This is a genomic window from Marmoricola sp. RAF53 (genome assembly GCF_052114005.1).
Lineage (GTDB): Bacteria > Actinomycetota > Actinomycetes > Propionibacteriales > Nocardioidaceae > Marmoricola.
The window spans coordinates 55,483-71,559 of record NZ_JBFRDX010000019.1 but is presented as its reverse complement, the minus strand read 5'-3'; the positions used below and the strand labels follow the sequence as shown (position 1 = coordinate 71,559).

Below are 16,077 nucleotides of genomic sequence, written 5' to 3'. Positions count from 1 at the left end.
GGCGTCGAGGTCGAGGGCATCGACCAGGTCGAGCTCGCCGTGGATCAGGCTGGTGCCTTCGAAGGAGACCTGGTGGTGGTCCACGGTCACGTGGCGCTGATCAGCGCGACGTTCGGCGATCTCCCGGGCGGTCTGGGGCATGAACGTCGCGATCGCTGCGTCGACCAGCCGGTCGGTCTCCGCCGCCCCGATCCGGTGGGCGAACCGGGCGACCTGCGCATCGACGTACGCTGCGGCGTCCATCGACAGGTGCAGGGTCTTGGAGGCGATCAGTCGCGCTCGCCACACCTTCAGGGTCCCGGTGGTGATGCGGTGCCAGACCCGAGGCAGCCGGTGCGCCAGCTCCATCGCCTCGGCGATCAGCGCCCGACCGGAGCGGTCCGACATCCCGAGCGCGGCGGAGAACTCGGTGACGCAGAAGTTCGAGACCAGCGGCGCGCCCTCGCCGGCGAGCGGGATCGGGGTGTCGCCCCAGGTGGCCGCGAATTCCGGATCGGAGACTGTGTGGAGTGACGCCCAGGTGACCGCGGAGACGAGGACGTCGACTTCGGCTGCATCGGCCGCGGCTCGCGCACGACGCGCAACGGCCAGTGCCGTGCCAGCGTCGAGGGTGCCCGAGGTCATGGGATGAATCTACGGACCTGGACCGACAGTCTTGGTGTCGGAATTAGGCTCGTCCACAGAGGTTTCGAGACAGGCGCTGCGCGCCTTCCTCAACCAGCGGGGTGGGGCGTTTGGCTTACGCTTTCGCCGTGGACTCGAGCACTTTGATCTTCCTGGCCTTCCTCGCCGCGGTCGTGGCGCCCACGCTCTGGGTCATCGCGAAGGGCGGTGTGGGCAATGCGGTCACCGACGTGGCCGACGAGATCGTGTTCGACGTCCAGTACGCCGAGGTCGATGCCGCCATGGCCGACCTCCTCGGCACGGCCCGGCGCGTCCAGCTTCGGATGGTGCTGCCCGGGACCTACACCGTGACCTACAAGCGCACGCCCGGGTGGGCCATCGTGGTCGCCATTTTCGGGTTCCCGGTCGGGCTGCTCGCCCTGTTCCTCGGGACCGTGCGGTACCAGCTGGTGCTGTCGGTGACGCCCGAAGGCGGTGCGACCCGGGTCCGCGTCGTCGGTCGGGTACACCGGAAGTTCGCTGAGGCGATCGGGAAGGCGCTCTGGGCCCGGTTCGCGGGGAGCATCGCCAGTCGCTGAACTCCGTCAGCCGACCGTGTGGTCCTTCGTCTCGAACGGGTCCTCACCGCGCTGGTAGGCGCCGGCGAGCTCGCGGATCTTCTCCTCGGAGTCGCGCCAGCCGCGGACGCCGGTCTTGCCCAGCACGGTGTCGCCGTACGACGCCTCGACGATCCACGGCAGGATCCAGAACATACGCGCGAGCGCGAAGAGGGGGACCAGCAGGAGCAGCAGGAGGATCGCTTCGAAGCCGAAGATGATGAAGCCGCCGAAGAGCACGAAGACGATGGCGACGACGATGCCGATCACCAGGCCTTCGAGGCCGTCGGTGAAGTCGAGCGGCAGGTCGTCGAGCGCGATCTTGCGCTTGCGCAGGCGCCAGGGCAGCCAGCGACGGCGTACCTCGATCCCGCGCCCGTCGGGCGTGAGAACGACCATCAGATCCCGGTGATCCCTTCGCCCTCGCCGGCCTGCTCGTCGAACGTTTCGTGCTCCAGCAGGTGCAGGACCGGGACGCCGATCTTGCGGCGGGCGCGCGAGGTCCAGTCGAGATGGAAGAACTCGGCGACCACGTGCGGGCGGGTCAGGATGATCGCCTCACGGGCGTCGACCTCGGCGACCTTGGCCGCGAGCGCCTGGATCGGGTCGGTGGTCACGGTCTCGCCGACGGCCTTGCCGCCGGCGGCGACGATCTGGTCGACGGACGCCTGGACGCAGGAGCGGGCCTCGTTGAGCATGCCCTTCTGCAGCTCCTCGATGTCCTCGGGGTCCATCGCCATCGACGGCGGCACGAACGCCTCGCCGACGCCGAGGGAACTCATCCCGGACTCGATCTGGGCCGCGCTCTCCTCGACCGGGACGAGCAGGTGGTAGAGGACCGGGTCCTCGATGCCCTCGTGCAGGCTGCGCACCTGGGCCGCGTCCTGAGCCGTCAGCTCCTGCTCGACGAGCAGGACCACGTCGTAATCAGCCATGGGTACCTCCGAGGGTCTTCACACCGAACACTTTAGTCAGGTCGTAGCTCAAAGGCTCCTCGAGCTGTTCGTACCCGCACGACTCCGGATCGCGGTCGTCGCGCCACCTCTTGAACTGGGCCGTGTGCCGGAAGCGGCGCCCCTCCATGTGCTCGTAGCCGACCTCCACGACGCGCTCGGGCCGGAGCGGGGTGAAGGAGAGGTCCTTGCCGGCGCTCCACCGGCTCTGGGTCCCGGGGACCCGGTCCGGGTTGGCGATCGCCCACTCCCGCCATTCGCCCCACGGGTGGTCGGCGATGTCGCAGACCAGGGGAGCCAGCTCGGCGACGAGCTCGGCCCGGCGGGTCTCGGTGAAGGAGGCCGCGACGCCGACGTGCTGGAGCTTGCCGTCGTCGTACAGGCCGAGGAGGAGCGAGCCGAGCAGCGGCTTCTCGTCGGTGGAGTTCTTGTGCAGCCGGTAGCCGGCGAGCACGACGTCGGCGGTCCGGGCGTGCTTGATCTTCAACATCGTCCGCGCGTTCTCCTGGTACGGCGCCCCGAGAGGCTTGGCGATCACCCCGTCGAGCCCGGCCCCCTCGTACTCCTCGAACCAGGCCTCCGCCTCGACGGGGTCGCTGGTCGTGCGGGTCAGGTACACCGGGCCGGTCAGCCCGGACAGGGCCTCCTCCAGGCGGGCGCGGCGTTCGGCGAACGGCAGCCCGGTCAGGTCGTCGTCGCCGAGCGCGAGGGCGTCGAAGGCGACGTACCCGGCCGGGGTCTGCTCGGAGAGGAGCGCGATCCGGGACGCGGCCGGGTGGATCCGCTCCTGCAGCACCTCGAACTCCAGCCGCGGCCGCCCGGACGTGCTCAGCGCGACGAACAGCTCGCCGTCCAGCACGCACCGGTCCGGGAGCGATGTCCGCGCGGCCTCGACGACCTCGGGGAAGTACCGGGTCAGCGGCTTGGTGTTGCGCGAGGTGATCTCGACCTCGTCACCGTCCTTGAAGAGGAGGGCGCGGAACCCGTCCCACTTCGGCTCGAACAGCAGGCCGTCGTCGAACTTCGCCGGGTCGGGGATCCCCTTCACCGACTTGGCCAGCATCGGGCGGACGGGCGGCATCACCGGGAGGTCCATGCGGCGAGCCTACTGACGACCACCCCTGACCGCGCCCGACAAGCCCTAGGCTCGGCCCATGACCTCGACCCCGATCACGGACGCGCTGCGCTACCGGCCGGGCACCGACCTGGCCGACCTCGACACCCGGGCCACGCCGGGATTCGACGGTGACAAGGACGACGCGGCCAAGGAGCTGCCCGACCTCGCCCCCGAGATGGCCGATCTGCAGGAGAAGCTCTTCGCGGCCGGCTACACCGGCTCCGGCCAGCGGCTGCTGCTGGTGCTGCAGGGCATGGACACCGCCGGCAAGGGCGGCATCCTGCGGCACGCGGTAGGGCTGCTCGACCCGGGCGGGATGCGGCTGAAGGCGTTCAAGAAGCCGACCCAGGAGGAGCTCGCCCACGACTTCCTGTGGCGGGTCTCGCGCGAGGTCCCGGCCGCGGGGGAGATCGGCATCTTCGACCGCTCGCACTACGAGGACGTGCTGGTGGTGAAGGTCCACGAGCTCACCGACGCGGCTGAGATCGAGCGCCGGTACGACGCGATCAACGCCTTCGAGAAGAACCTCGTCGACTCCGGCACCGTGATGATCAAGTGCATGCTGCACATCTCCAAGGACACCCAGAAGGAGCGGCTGCTGGCCCGGCTCGAGGACCGGACCAAGCAGTGGAAGTTCAAGCCCGAGGACATCGACGAGCGCGGCCACTGGGACGAGTACCAGGCCGCCTACGCGACCGCGCTGGAACGGTGCAGCACCGCGCACGCCCCCTGGTACGTCGTCCCGAGCGACCGGAAGTGGTACCGCAACTGGGCGATCGGGCAGCTGCTCCGGGAGGCGCTGCGCGCCATGGACCTGGACTGGCCGACCCCGGACTACGACGTCGAGGAGCAGCGGGCGCGACTCGAGAACGAGCGCGAGGGCGGGGAGTGAGCCTGCCGCTGGTCACCGCGACCCGGTTCGTCGCGCCGTTGCGCGAGGGCGGCTCGCTGCCCGGCATCGTCGAGGCCGACGACCTGGGCACCTACGTCTGCAAGTTCCGTGGCGCCGGCCAGGGCCTGCCGGTCCTCGTCGCCGAGGTGGTCGTCAGCGGCCTGGCCGAGGCCGTCGGGCTCCGCACCCCGCGGCTGGTCGAGGTCGATCTCACCGAGCCGATCGCGCGCTACGAGGCCGACGAGGAGGTCCAGGACCTGCTCAACGCCAGCCTCGGGCGCAATCTCGGCGTCGACTTCCTGCCGGGCTCGTTCGGGTTCGACTCGGCGGTCGACGTCGACCCCGGGTACGCCGCCCGGGTGCTCTGGCTCGACGCGTACGTCGCGAACGTCGACCGCAGCTGGCGCAACCCGAACCTGCTGGTGTGGCACGGCGACGTCTGGGTGATCGACCACGGCGCCTCGCTCTACTTCCACCACGCCTGGGCCGGCGGGCTGACCGACCCGTCGAGGTTCGCGGAGCAGCCCTGGTCGGCCGACGACCACGTCCTCGGCGCCCACCTGGGTGCGGTGCCCGGGGTCGCCGACGAGCTCACCGCGACGGTCACCGACGTCGTCCTCGCCGAGGTCGTCGCCCGGGTGCCCGAGGAGTGGCTGGTCGGCCCGGTGCCGCCGGCCGAGATGCGGGCGGCGTACGTGGCGTTCCTGCGGGCGCGCCGCGACGGCTCCCAGGTCTGGCTGCCCGGGCGGGCGGCGGCATGACCGCGCCGACCTCGACCCGGGCGCCGTACCAGTACGTGGTGCTGCGCTGCGTGCCCCGCGTGGACCGCGAGGAGTTCGTGAACCTCGGCGTCGTCGCCTACTGCCAGGACCGGGACTTCCTGGCCTCCGCGTGCCGGTTCGACGAGGACCGGCTACGGGCGCTCTGGCCGGAGATCGACGTGGACGCGGTCCGCTCGGCGCTGGTCTTCGTGGACGGTGTCTGCCGCGGCGACGACCGGTTCGGTGCGGCCGCGGCGGGCAGCCTGAGCACCCGCTTCGGGTTCCTCAAGGCGCCGCGCTCGACCGTCGTCCAGCCCGGCCCGGTGCACGGCGGCATCACCGCCGACCCGGCTACCGAGGTGGAACGGCTCATGGAGCTGCTGGTCCGCTGAGCGCGGCGACCGCGGCGGTCGCCACCTCCAGGTCCTCCGGGCTGACGAAGTAGTGCGGCGACGCCCGGACGACGGCGGCGAGCCCGCGTTCGGTCATGTCGAGCAGCGTGGAGGACGCGTGGCTGACGGTCACCGTCACGCCGGCCCGCCCGAGCTCGTCGCGGACCTGGACCGGGTCCAGTCCGTCGACGGTGAAGGAGACGATCCCGGCGAGGTCGGTGCCGGTGTCGTGGACGCGCACCCGGGGGAGCCCGGCGAGCGCGGTGCGCAGCACGTCGGCACCGGCACGGACGGCCGCCTCGACCTGCTCGGGGCCGAGCGCGACCAGGTGGTCGACGGCCACCTTGAGCCCCAGCCGGCCGGCGACGTCGGTCTCCCACAGCTCGAACGGGGCCGCCCCCGCAGCGAGGTCGTAGCGGTCGGGCGCGGTCCAGGTGGCGCCGTACAGGTCGGCGGCGGCCGGTTCGAGGCCGGCGAGCACCTCGCGGCGGACGTAGAGGAAGCCGGTGCCGCGCGGCCCGCGCAGCCACTTCCGCCCGGTCGCGGTGAGCGCGTCGACGCCGAGCGCCTCGACGTCGAGGGCGAGCTGTCCGGCGGACTGGCAGGCGTCCAGCAGCACCAGCGCGCCGACCCTGTGGGCCAGGCCGACGACCTCACGCACCGGGGCGACCCGGCCGGAGCTGGTCGGCACGTGCACCAGCGAGACCAGCCGGACGCGCTCGTCGAGCATCGCCTCCAGACGCGCCAGGTCGATCCCGCCGGCGCCGTCGCCGGGCACGACCTCGACGGTGCAGCCGTCGTACCGGGCGCGCTGGAGCAGCGCGATCGCGTTGCTCGCGTACTCGTTGCCGCAGATCAGCACCCGGTCGCCGGGACGCCAGCGGATCGCGGTGACGAACTGGTTCCAGGACCTCGTCGCGCTGTCGCTGAGCGCGACCAGGTCGGCATCGCAGCCGAGCAGGCGTCCGATCGAGGCGGGGACCGCCCGCAGCTCCTCGATCCGCTCGTTCGCGGCGCGGTAGCCGCCGACGGCCGCCTCCCGGCGCAGGTGCGCGACCATCGTGTCCACGACGGGCCGCGGCGGCAGCGAGGAGCCCGCGCTGTCCAGGAAGACGTGGTCCCGGCAGCCGGGGGTCAGGGCGCGCTCCGCGGCCAGGTCGATCACCCGGGACATCCTGCCCGAAACCGGACGGGGCCGGACATGAACATTTTCTGACGCCTCGGAATGGCCCTCGAAATCTGTCGGTGACCCTGTCTAGGGTCGAGGAGTCGCCGGACGGCGGCGCACCGTGCGCCCTCCCGACCCGCGACGCAGGAGGTCCGCTCCGCATGACGCCGAACCAGGCCCCGAACCAGGGCCCGACGCCTGACGCGTGGGACGCCGAGACCCTCGTCGCCCGGTACGACGAGGTCCGCGCCCACACCGAGCAGCTCGCCGCTCCGCTCTCCGGTGAGGACCAGACCGTCCAGTCGATGGCCGACGTGTCACCGACGAAGTGGCACCGCGCGCACGTGACCTGGTTCTTCGAGACCTTCGTGCTGGCCGGCAACGAGCGCTCGTTCGCGCCGTTCCAGGATCAGTACTGGTTCCTCTTCAACAGCTACTACGAGGCGGTCGGTCCGCGGTACTCGCGCCCGCACCGCGGCCTCATCTCGCGCCCCGGGGCGCACGACGTCGGGGTCTACCGCGGCAACGTCGACGACCGGATGCGCGACCTCCTCGGCACCCTCGACGGCGGCACCCTGGAGAAGCTCGCGGGCACCGTCGAGCTCGGCTTCCACCACGAGCAGCAGCACCAGGAGCTGCTGCTGATGGACATCAAGCACGTGCTGTCGGTCAACCCGCTGCGCCCGGCCTACACGGACCCGTCCGGTGCCGGCGCCCCGGTCGCCGCCACCGGCACCGACCCGCTCGGCTGGCTCGACGTGGACGGCGGGCTGGTCGAGATCGGCCACGAGGGCGGTGCCTTCTCCTTCGACAACGAGCTCCCGCGGCACCAGGTCTGGCTCGAGCCGTACCGGCTCGCCGACCGGCTGGTGACCAACGAGGAGTGGCTCGCCTTCATGGCCGACGGCGGCTACCGCCGTCCCGAGCTCTGGCTCTCCGACGGCTGGGCCCGGATCAAGGAGGAGGGCTGGGAGGCGCCGTTCTACTGGCTGCAGGTCGACGGGGTCTGGTTCGAGCACACCCTGCACGGCACCTGGCCGGTCAACCCCGGGCTCCCGGTGAGCCACGTCAGCCACTACGAGGCCGACGCGTTCGCGTCCTGGGCCGGCAAACGGCTGCCGACCGAGGCGGAGTGGGAGCACGCGGTCGTCAGCGACGGCCAGGCCGACGCGGTCCGCTCCGCGGGCAACCTGGCCGACACCGAGACCTTCCACCCCCGGGCGGCGGGTGCCGCGCCGGCGGGCTCCCGGCTCCGCCAGGTGTACGGCGACTGCTGGGAGTGGACCTCCTCGGCCTACCTCGGCTACCCGGGCTTCCACCCGGCCGAGGGCGCGATCGGTGAGTACAACGGCAAGTTCATGTCCGGGCAGACGGTGCTCCGTGGGGGCTGCGCGCTCACCCCGCCCGGGCACGCGCGGCTCACCTACCGGAACTTCTTCCCGCCCGGGTCCCGCTGGGCGCTGTCCGGGGTGCGGCTCGCCGACGGCGGGGCACCGGCGCGGGCGGAGGTGGGCGGGTGAGCCGCGACCCGGTCGTCTCCGTCCTGCTCGACCCCGACCGCATCGGCGACTCGCTGGTGGACGACGTCCGCCGAGGGCTGGTCGCGCACCCGCGGCGGCTGCCCCCGAAGTGGCTGTACGACGACGTCGGCTCGGTCCTGTTCGACCGGATCACCCGGCTCCCCGAGTACTACCCGTTCGTCCGCGAGCACGCGATCCTCGCCGAGCACGCCGCCGAGATCGTCACCGCCAGCGGCGCGACCACGCTGGTCGAGCTCGGCAGCGGGACCAGCGAGAAGACCCGGATCCTGCTCGACGCCTTCACCGCCGACGGCCAGCTCGAGCGGTTCGCGCCGGTCGACGTCTCCGAGGCGACGCTGCGGACCGCGGCCGACCGGATCGCCGAGCGCTACCCGGAGGTCGAGGTGGCGGCGGTCGTCGGCGACTTCACCCTGCACCTGGCGCACCTGCCGCGCGGTGGCCGGCGGATGGTCGCGTTCCTCGGCGGCACCATCGGCAACCTCTACCAGGAGGAGCGCCGGGCCTTCCTCGGCGCGCTCGCGGACACCCTGGAGCCGGGGGACTCACTGCTGCTGGGGACCGACCTGGTGAAGAGCGCCGACCGGCTGATCGCGGCGTACGACGACAGCGAGGGGGTGACCGCGGAGTTCGTCCTCAACGTCCTCCGGGTGCTCAACCACGAGCTCGGCGCCGACTTCGACCTGGACTCGTTCGCCTACGTCCCGTTCTGGGACCCGCACATGGAACGGATGGACCTGCGGGTCCGCTCCGAGGTCCCGCAGCGGGTCTCGATCCCCGGCGCCGACCTGGTCCTCGACCTGGCCGTCGGGGAGGAGATCCGGGTGGAGATCTCGACGAAGTTCCGGGTCTCCAAGATCGCCGCCGAGCTGGAGGCCGCCGGCCTCTCGGTCACCCGGGTGTGGACCGACGAGGACGCGGACTTCGCGCTGACCCTGGCGACGAAGGCCTGAGGTTTCGAGACGGGCCGTGCCGGCCCTCCTCAACCACCGGTGGTTGAGGAAGGCGCGCAGCGCCTGTCTCGAAACCCCTACATCAACCACCGGTGGTTGAGGAAGGCGCGCAGCGCCTGTCTCGAAACCCCTACACCGGGACGAGCTCGACCGCGCCGACCGCGTACCGGGCCAGGATCGTGCGGGCGACCTCGGGGTCGGCGCCGAGCGGCTCGGAGACGGCGACCGCGCCGGCCTCCAGGGCCAGCTCGGAGGCGCGGTCGGGCAGGAAGCCCGGGGCGAGGAAGAGCGAGGCCACGGCGACGTGGCGGCGGCCCTCGGCGCGGAAGGCACGGACGGCCTCACCGGTGGCCGGGGGAGTCGTGGAGGCGAACGCGGCCGTGACCGGCAGCTTGTGGTGCGCGCCCCAGACCCGGGCGAGCCGGGCGACGGCCTGGTTCGCGAGCGGGTCCGAGGAGCCGGCGGCAGCCAGCACCAGCGCGTCCAGCTCGCGCACCCGGGCGGCGCTCAGCGCCTCGCGCAGGCGCTTGTCGAGCACGCCGAGGAAGGCGTGCTCGAGGCCGAGCACCTTGGTGGCGCGGATCTGCAGTCCCTCGTGACGGGCGGTCGCCTGGGCGATCACCTCGGGGACGTCCACCCGGGCGTGGTAGGCCTCGCTCAGCAGCAGCGGCACGACCACGATCTCGTCGAAGCGGGCCCGCACGAGCTTGTTGACGGCGGTCTCGAAGGACGGCCGCACGTGGTCCAGGAACGCGACCTCGATCCGCAGGTCCGGTCGCATCAGCCGGGTCTCGGCGACGAGCGCCTCGATGGTGGCCTTCGACCGGGGGTCCCGGCTGCCGTGGGCAAGGGCGATGAGGGCTGGGGCGGTCATGGACCGGCCTCCCTTCTCTTCGATCTCGCTGTCGACGCCGTTGTCGCCTGCGTTGGTGGGTGGGGTTTGGTGATCGGTTACTGGTGGATTCCGCACTCGGTCTTGTTCTGGCCCGCCCAGCGTCCGCTGCGCGGGTCCTCCCCGGCTGCCACGCGCGAGGTGCACGGCCAGCAGCCGATGGAGGGGTAGCCGTCGTACTGGAGCGGGTTGACGAGGACACCGTTGTCGAGGATGTACTGCTCGACCTCCTCGTCGGTCCAGCGGGCCAGGGGAGAGACCTTGACCTTCTGCTTCTTCTCGTCCCAGCCGACGACCGGCGCGATGACCCGGTTGTGGGTCTCGGCGCGGCGCAGGCCGGTGGCCCAGGCGTCGTACCCGGCCAGGGACTCGGCCAGCGGCTGGACCTTGCGCAGCTTGCAGCACAGGTCGGGGTCGCGCTTGTAGAGCTCGGGGCCGTACTCGGCGTCCTGCTCGGCGACCGTCTGCACCGGGGTGATGGTGAGCAGGTTGACCGGCAGGGTGGCGGCGACGGCATCGCGGGTGCCGATGGTCTCGACGAAGTGGTAGCCGGTGTCGAGGAAGACGACGTCGACGCCCGGCGCGACCTTGGACGCGAGGTCGGCGAGGACCGCGTCGCCCATCGAGGAGGTCACGCAGAACCGCGGACCGAAGGTGGCCACGGCCCACTCGATGATGTCCTCGGCCGGGGCGAGCTCGAGCTCGGCACCGACCTGGAACACGATGTCCTTGAGCTCGTCGTTGCTGCGGCCCTCGGTGCGCGAACCCCGGTTGTTGCGGGCCGCGATCGTCGTCTGGGCGGTCACTGGTCGCCTCCCAGGGAGGGGCGGGAGAGTCGTCCGATCATGGTGACCATGAACGCGCGCAGGCAGGACCGGCATTCCCAGCCGCCGCCGTGACCGTCCTGCTCGCCCTCGTGGGGCCACAGGTTGGTGTCACCGCAGAACGGGCAGTGGTTCGGCGCAGCGCGGTTCGTCATGGTCAGATCACGCCTTCTCCAGGGCCTTCTCGCCGCGGAGCAGCTCCTCGTCGGCGCGCACGACCCAGGACGCGAACGTCTCGCCGTCGGTGCGGTGGGCGAGGTAGGCGTCGACGACGTTGGTGACGTAGTCGTCCAGGCCGGCGCTGGTGACCTTGTGGGCGCGCAGCTTCTTGCCGAAGGTGTCGTGCAGGCCGATGCCGCCGCCGAGGTGCACCTGGAAGCCCTCGACCTGGTTGCCGTCGGCGTCCATCGCGATCATGCCCTTGAGGCCGATGTCGGCCACCTGGGTGCGGGCGCAGGCGTTCGGGCAGCCGTTCACGTTGACGGTGATCGGCGTGTCCAGGTCGGGGAAGCGCTTCTCCAGCTCGGCGATCAGGTCGCGGGCCCGGTTCTTCGTGTCGACGATCGCGAGCTTGCAGTACTCGATGCCGGTGCAGGCCATCGTGTTGCGGCGCCAGTTCGACGGGTTCGCCTCCAGGCCGAGCTCGAGCAGGCCGGCGACGACCGCGTCGACGTCGGCCGGGGCCACGCCGATCACGACGAGCTTCTGCTGCGCGGTCAGCCGGGCGCCGGCGAGGCCGTAGCGCTCGACCAGGTCGCCGAGACCGGTGAGGGTCGCGCCGTCGATCCGGCCGACGACGGGGGCGGCGCCGATGTAGAAGTTGCCGTCCTTCTGGGCGTGCACGCCGACGTGGTCACCGCTCTCGGTGGAGACCTCGGGTGAGTCGACCCGGACGAGCTTCTTCTTCAGGTACTCGTTCTCCAGGACCTCGCGGAACTTGTCCACGCCCCAGTCGGCGACCAGGAACTTCAGCCGGGCGCGCGAGCGCAGCCGGCGGTAGCCGTAGTCGCGGAAGACGCCCGCGACTCCGGCCCAGGCGTCCGGGACCTCGTCGAGCGGGATCCAGACGCCGAGCTTCTGGGCGAACATCGGGTTGGTCGAGAGACCGCCGCCGACCCAGAGGTCGAAGCCGGGGCCGTGCTCGGGGTGCACCACGCCGACGAAGGAGACGTCGTTGACCGCGGGGACGGTGTCGAGGCTGGGGTGGCCGGTCAGCGAGGTCTTGAACTTGCGGGGCAGGTTCGAGAAGTCCTTGTTGCCGATGTAGCGCCGCTTGATCTCCTCCAGCGCCGAGGTGCCGTCGATGATCTCGTCGGCGGCGATGCCGGCGACCGGCGAGCCGAGGAACGGGCGCGGGGAGTCGCCGCAGGCCTCCAGGCTGGTCATCCCGACGGCGTCGAGGCGCTCCCAGATGGCGGGGACGTCCTCGATCTGGATCCAGTGGTACTGGATGTTCTGCCGGTCGCTGATGTCGGCGGTACCGCGGGCGAAGTCGGTGCCGATGCTGCCGAGGGCACGCAGCTGCGGGGCGCCGAGGAGGGCGCCGTCGCTGCGCACGCGGAGCATGAAGAAGCGGTCGTCCAGCTCCTCCTCCTCCATGGAGCCGGTCCTGCCGCCGTCGATGCCGGGCTTGCGCTGGGTGTAGAGCCCCATCCAGCGGAACCGGCCACGCAGGTCGGCCGGGTCGATCGAGTCGAAGCCGCGCTTGGAGTAGACGTAGAGGATCCGGTCCCGCACGTTCAGCGGGTCGTCGTCCTTCTTGGACTGCTCGTTCTTGTTCAGCGGCTCGCGCAGGCCGAACGACCACTGGCCCTCGGCCCTCTTCGGGCGGGGGATCTCGGTCGCGCTCGGCGGCTGGGAGTTGAAGCGGAGGTCAGGCATGTGCTGGTCGGGGTCCTTCGCTGAAAGGGCCGCGCGCGGCGCTGCGCACGGGAGGGGAGGTCGGCGAGTTCAGCGGGGCCAACAGATCATGCTGCCGGTACGTCCCAGGTCCACGTGACGACGCGTCACGAGGTGGGTCGAGGTGGCAGCGGTGATCATGGGAGCAGTCTCAGGTTGCGGACACTCCTTCCACAAACCTGAATCTCATGTCGTGAGACGGTAGTCCGGATCGTGGAACGCTCCTGGGGGCACCGATCGCACCGGGCGCGCGGCCCTAGGCTGTCCCCATGAGCGACGTGACCTCCCCGAATCCCGCTGCGACCAGCGCGGAGAGCCTGGCCAAGACCGCTTCCGCCGCCTACGACGCGGCCCTGGAGGTGATCGCGTCCGTCGAGCCGCGTGTGGCGGAAGCCACACGCAAGGAGCTCGCCGACCAGCGGTCCTCGCTGAAGCTGATCGCCTCGGAGAACTACGCCTCGCCGGCCACGCTGCTCACGATGGGCACCTGGTTCTCCGACAAGTACGCCGAGGGCACCGTCGGCCACCGCTTCTACGCGGCCTGCCAGAACGTCGACACCGTCGAGTCGCTCGCCGCCGAGCACGCCCGCGAGCTGTTCGGCGCGCCGTACGCCTACGCCCAGCCGCACTCCGGCATCGACGCCAACCTGGTCGCCTTCTGGTCGATCCTCGCGCACCGGGTCGAGACCCCGGCGCTGGCGAAGTACGGCGTGAAGAACGTCAACGAGCTCTCCGAGACCGACTGGGAGCAGCTGCGCCACGAGTTCGGCAACCAGCGCCTGCTCGGCATGGCGCTGGACGCCGGCGGTCACCTGACCCACGGCTTCCGGCCGAACATCAGCGGCAAGATGTTCCACCAGCAGCAGTACGGCACCGACCCGGAGACCGGCCTGCTGGACTACGACGTCGTCCGCGCGAAGGCCCGCGAGTTCAAGCCCGCCGTCCTGGTGGCCGGCTACTCCGCCTACCCGCGCCGGGTGAACTTCGCCAAGATGCGCGAGATCGCCGACGAGGTCGGCGCCACCCTCATGGTCGACATGGCGCACTTCGCCGGCCTGGTCGCCGGCAAGGTCTTCACCGGCGACGAGAACCCGGTGCCGTTCGCGCACATCACCACCACCACGACGCACAAGTCGCTGCGCGGCCCGCGCGGCGGGCTGGTGCTGGCCCAGGAGGAGTTCGCGGCCGACGTCGACCGCGGCTGCCCGATGGTGCTCGGCGGCCCGCTCTCGCACGTGATGGCCGCCAAGGCCGTCGCCCTCGCCGAGGCGCGCCAGCCCTCCTTCCAGACCTACGCGCAGAACATCGCCGACAACGCCAAGTCGCTCGCCGAGGGCTTCCTGACCCGCGGCGCGAAGCTCGTCACCGGCGGCACGGACAACCACATCGTGCTCCTCGACGTCGCCTCCTACGGTCTCACCGGCCGGCAGGCCGAGTCGGCGCTGCTCGACGCCGGCGTGGTCACGAACCGCAACTCGGTTCCCAACGACCCGAACGGCGCCTGGTACACCACCGGCATCCGCTTCGGCACCCCGGCGCTGACCACCCGGGGCTTCGGCGAGGCCGAGTTCGACAAGGTCGCCGAGCTCGTCGTCGACGTGCTCTCGAACACGACGCCGAAGAACACCGCGGCCGGGGCGCCGTCGAAGGCGACGTACACGCTGGCCGACGGTGTCGCCGAGCGGGTCCGGGCGCAGTCCGCCGAGATGCTCGACAAGCACCCGCTGTACCCGGGCCTGGAGCTGAGCTGAACGTGCGGCTGCTGCCCGCCCTGGCGGTCGTGGCCGCGGTCGCCGGCGCGCCCGCGCTGGCCGCCTGCGGCAGCTCGGCCGAGCCCCAGGCGGCGTCGACGAAGCACTCGGCGTCCGCCGGCTCCTCGGCGAGCAGCAGCCCCAGCAGCAGCCCCAGCCCCAGCCCCAGCAGTTCCGTCGGCGACCTGGTCCGGCTGGACGGTGACGGCTTCACCGTCGACCTCCCCGGCAAGGCCCGGTCGACGACGCAGACGGTGCCGACGCAGGCCGGGGACATCAAGATCACGCTCTACACCGCCACCGACTCCGACGGCGGCACCTTCGTGGTGGCGATGAACGAGTACCCGCCCGGCACCAACCTCGACCTCGACGGCGCCGTCACCGGTGCCGCCGCGAACGTCGACGGGACCGTGGAGTCGAAGAAGACCGTCGAATTCCTCGGCAACCCGGCCCGGGACGCGCGCTACACGGCGAGCCCGCAGGGGCAGCCGGTCACCATCTGGGCGCGCCTGGTGGAGAAGGGCCAGAAGCTCTTCCAGCTGCAGTACTTCCTGCCCCAGGGCGACCTGGTCGAGGCCCCCGCGGTCTACGGCCAGGTGCTCGACACTGTGAAATTCGACTAGCCCCACGCCCGGTCCGCTTGCCGGGCCGGTGTGTCCCGACGCCGTACGGTTGACCTCATGCCCGACCAGAGCAGCGCGCCCGTGCCTGCTCACGCCTCGTCCGGCGTCCAGGACCAGGCCCCGGCCGGCCACCGGTGGACGCTGGAGAACGTCCGGCGCGCGTTGTGGCGGCTGATCGTCTCCACGGTCGGGACCTGCATGCGGCACCGGGTGACCGGGCTCGCCGCGGAGGCGGCGTTCTTCGCGATCCTGTCGCTGCCGCCGCTGATCTTCGCGCTCGCCGGCTCGATCGGCTACGTCTTCGAGCGGTTCAGCGACAGCCGGATCGAGGAGGTCCGGCAGAAGGTGCTCGACCTGTCCTCCCAGGCGCTCACCCCGGACACCGTCCACGACATCATCCGGCCCACGCTCGACGACGTGCTCCGCGGCGGCCGGTACGACGTGGTCTCGATCGGCTTCATCCTGGCGCTCTGGTCGGGCTCGCGGGCGCTCAACGTCTTCGTGGACACCATCACGATCATGTACGGCCTCGGCGGGCACCGCGGGATCGTCCGGACCCGGGCGTTGTCCTTCCTGCTCTACGTCCTCGGCATGCTCACCGGCGTGGTCACGATCCCGCTGGTGGTGGCCGGCCCCGGGATGGTGGACCGGGCGCTGCCGGAGCGGATGGACTTCCTCAACGAGCTGTACTGGCCCATCGTCCTGCTGCTGTGCATCTGCTTCCTGACGACGCTGTACCACGTGTCGGTGCCGGTCCGGACCTACTGGCGCTACAACGTCCCGGGCGCGGTGTTCACGATGTTCTGCTGGATCGCCGGGTCGGCGCTGCTGCGCTGGGTGCTGGAAGGCACCGCCCAGGGCTCGACCTCGATCTACGGGCCGCTGGCGGCGCCGATCGCGATCCTGCTCTGGCTCTACATCCTCTCGATCGCCGTCCTCATCGGCGCGGCGCTGAACGCGGCGTTCGACCAGATCTGGCCGCAGAAGGAGACCACCCGGGCGCGGTCGGAGATGTTGAAGCGGATCAACCTCGACACCGTGCTCCCGTGGCGGAGCCCGTCCGAGGAGACCGAGGGTTAATCGCATGCGGGGCC

At 71.2% G+C, this 16,077-nt stretch carries 18 protein-coding genes; 9 read left to right on the top strand and 9 right to left on the bottom strand.

The window, feature by feature from the left end; genetic code table 11:
• Nucleotides 1-624: DUF222 domain-containing protein (locus tag AB4Y76_RS16140; RefSeq protein WP_441927076.1), on the bottom strand; the 624-nt coding region annotated here is incomplete at its 3' end.
• A gap of 128 nt (nucleotides 625-752) precedes the next feature.
• Here AB4Y76_RS16140 and AB4Y76_RS16135 point away from each other — a divergent pair.
• Complete coding sequence (locus AB4Y76_RS16135) at nucleotides 753-1,202, top strand: hypothetical protein (RefSeq protein ID WP_441927074.1); 450 nt, start codon at nucleotides 753-755, stop codon at nucleotides 1,200-1,202.
• A gap of 6 nt (nucleotides 1,203-1,208) precedes the next feature.
• Here the strand turns inward: AB4Y76_RS16135 and AB4Y76_RS16130 are convergent, their stop codons facing one another.
• Genes AB4Y76_RS16130 through AB4Y76_RS16120 form a run of 3 tightly spaced genes read right to left on the bottom strand, consistent with a single transcriptional unit; the run spans nucleotide 1,209 to nucleotide 3,269 of the window.
• A complete protein-coding gene (locus tag AB4Y76_RS16130; RefSeq protein ID WP_441927072.1) occupies nucleotides 1,209-1,619 on the bottom strand; it encodes a hypothetical protein in 411 nt (136 codons plus the stop codon).
• On the bottom strand, nucleotides 1,619-2,155 hold the full coding sequence (locus AB4Y76_RS16125) for a hypothetical protein (protein ID WP_441927070.1): 537 nt from the start codon (nucleotides 2,153-2,155) through the stop codon (nucleotides 1,619-1,621). The genes AB4Y76_RS16130 and AB4Y76_RS16125 overlap by 1 nt, the downstream gene beginning before the upstream one ends.
• The gene (locus AB4Y76_RS16120) at nucleotides 2,148-3,269 is read right to left on the bottom strand and encodes an ATP-dependent DNA ligase (RefSeq protein WP_441927068.1); all 1,122 of its coding nucleotides are present in this window, start codon (nucleotides 3,267-3,269) and stop codon (nucleotides 2,148-2,150) included. The genes AB4Y76_RS16125 and AB4Y76_RS16120 overlap by 8 nt, the downstream gene beginning before the upstream one ends.
• A 58-nt stretch (nucleotides 3,270-3,327) precedes the next feature.
• Here AB4Y76_RS16120 and AB4Y76_RS16115 point away from each other — a divergent pair, with 58 nt between their 5' ends.
• The 3 genes from AB4Y76_RS16115 to AB4Y76_RS16105 are packed head-to-tail and all read left to right on the top strand — an operon-like array spanning nucleotide 3,328 to nucleotide 5,335.
• Complete coding sequence (locus tag AB4Y76_RS16115) at nucleotides 3,328-4,182, top strand: PPK2 family polyphosphate kinase (protein WP_441927066.1); 855 nt, start codon at nucleotides 3,328-3,330, stop codon at nucleotides 4,180-4,182.
• The gene (locus AB4Y76_RS16110) at nucleotides 4,179-4,943 is read left to right on the top strand and encodes a HipA family kinase (protein ID WP_441927064.1); all 765 of its coding nucleotides are present in this window, start codon (nucleotides 4,179-4,181) and stop codon (nucleotides 4,941-4,943) included. The genes AB4Y76_RS16115 and AB4Y76_RS16110 overlap by 4 nt, the downstream gene beginning before the upstream one ends.
• Nucleotides 4,940-5,335 (top strand): DUF3037 domain-containing protein, encoded by a 396-nt coding sequence (locus AB4Y76_RS16105; RefSeq protein ID WP_441927062.1) that lies wholly within the window; start codon nucleotides 4,940-4,942, stop codon nucleotides 5,333-5,335. Before AB4Y76_RS16110 ends, AB4Y76_RS16105 begins: the two co-directional genes overlap by 4 nt.
• Here the strand turns inward: AB4Y76_RS16105 and AB4Y76_RS16100 are convergent.
• Nucleotides 5,313-6,509: an aminotransferase class V-fold PLP-dependent enzyme gene (locus tag AB4Y76_RS16100; RefSeq protein ID WP_441927060.1), complete on the bottom strand. Its 1,197-nt coding sequence runs from the start codon at nucleotides 6,507-6,509 to the stop codon at nucleotides 5,313-5,315. The two genes, AB4Y76_RS16105 and AB4Y76_RS16100, sit on opposite strands and share 23 nt — an antisense overlap.
• Before the next feature lie 155 nt (nucleotides 6,510-6,664).
• Here AB4Y76_RS16100 and egtB point away from each other — a divergent pair, with 155 nt between their 5' ends.
• Nucleotides 6,665-8,023, top strand: coding sequence for an ergothioneine biosynthesis protein EgtB (gene egtB / locus AB4Y76_RS16095; protein WP_441927058.1), 1,359 nt, complete (start codon nucleotides 6,665-6,667; stop codon nucleotides 8,021-8,023).
• Nucleotides 8,020-8,994, top strand: coding sequence for an L-histidine N(alpha)-methyltransferase (gene egtD / locus AB4Y76_RS16090; protein ID WP_441927056.1), 975 nt, complete (start codon nucleotides 8,020-8,022; stop codon nucleotides 8,992-8,994). Before egtB ends, egtD begins: the two co-directional genes overlap by 4 nt.
• A gap of 130 nt (nucleotides 8,995-9,124) precedes the next feature.
• Here the strand turns inward: egtD and AB4Y76_RS16085 are convergent, their stop codons facing one another.
• The 4 genes from AB4Y76_RS16085 to AB4Y76_RS16070 all read right to left on the bottom strand — a co-directional run bounded on the left by AB4Y76_RS16085 (nucleotide 9,125) and on the right by AB4Y76_RS16070 (nucleotide 12,591).
• Nucleotides 9,125-9,868: a sirohydrochlorin chelatase gene (locus tag AB4Y76_RS16085; protein ID WP_441927054.1), complete on the bottom strand. Its 744-nt coding sequence runs from the start codon at nucleotides 9,866-9,868 to the stop codon at nucleotides 9,125-9,127.
• 77 nt (nucleotides 9,869-9,945) lie between these two features.
• Nucleotides 9,946-10,692, bottom strand: a complete 747-nt coding sequence (locus tag AB4Y76_RS16080) for a phosphoadenylyl-sulfate reductase (RefSeq protein WP_441927052.1) — start codon at nucleotides 10,690-10,692, stop codon at nucleotides 9,946-9,948.
• Nucleotides 10,689-10,865: a hypothetical protein gene (locus AB4Y76_RS16075; RefSeq protein WP_441927050.1), complete on the bottom strand. Its 177-nt coding sequence runs from the start codon at nucleotides 10,863-10,865 to the stop codon at nucleotides 10,689-10,691. The genes AB4Y76_RS16080 and AB4Y76_RS16075 overlap by 4 nt, the downstream gene beginning before the upstream one ends.
• A gap of 7 nt (nucleotides 10,866-10,872) precedes the next feature.
• Nucleotides 10,873-12,591 (bottom strand): nitrite/sulfite reductase, encoded by a 1,719-nt coding sequence (locus tag AB4Y76_RS16070; protein ID WP_441927048.1) that lies wholly within the window; start codon nucleotides 12,589-12,591, stop codon nucleotides 10,873-10,875.
• A gap of 287 nt (nucleotides 12,592-12,878) precedes the next feature.
• Between AB4Y76_RS16070 and AB4Y76_RS16065 the strand changes: the two genes are divergently transcribed.
• From AB4Y76_RS16065 to AB4Y76_RS16055, 3 genes are read left to right on the top strand one after another with little or no spacing between them, the layout of a single operon-like run.
• Nucleotides 12,879-14,360 carry a glycine hydroxymethyltransferase gene (locus AB4Y76_RS16065; protein WP_441927046.1) on the top strand — a complete coding sequence of 494 codons (1,482 nt, stop codon included), beginning with the start codon at nucleotides 12,879-12,881 and terminating at the stop codon, nucleotides 14,358-14,360.
• A 2-nt stretch (nucleotides 14,361-14,362) separates the two neighbouring features.
• Nucleotides 14,363-14,983: a hypothetical protein gene (locus AB4Y76_RS16060; RefSeq protein WP_441927044.1), complete on the top strand. Its 621-nt coding sequence runs from the start codon at nucleotides 14,363-14,365 to the stop codon at nucleotides 14,981-14,983.
• A 57-nt stretch (nucleotides 14,984-15,040) separates the two neighbouring features.
• Nucleotides 15,041-16,063 (top strand): YihY/virulence factor BrkB family protein, encoded by a 1,023-nt coding sequence (locus AB4Y76_RS16055; RefSeq protein WP_441927043.1) that lies wholly within the window; start codon nucleotides 15,041-15,043, stop codon nucleotides 16,061-16,063.
• The last annotated feature ends 14 nt before the right edge of the window (nucleotides 16,064-16,077 follow it).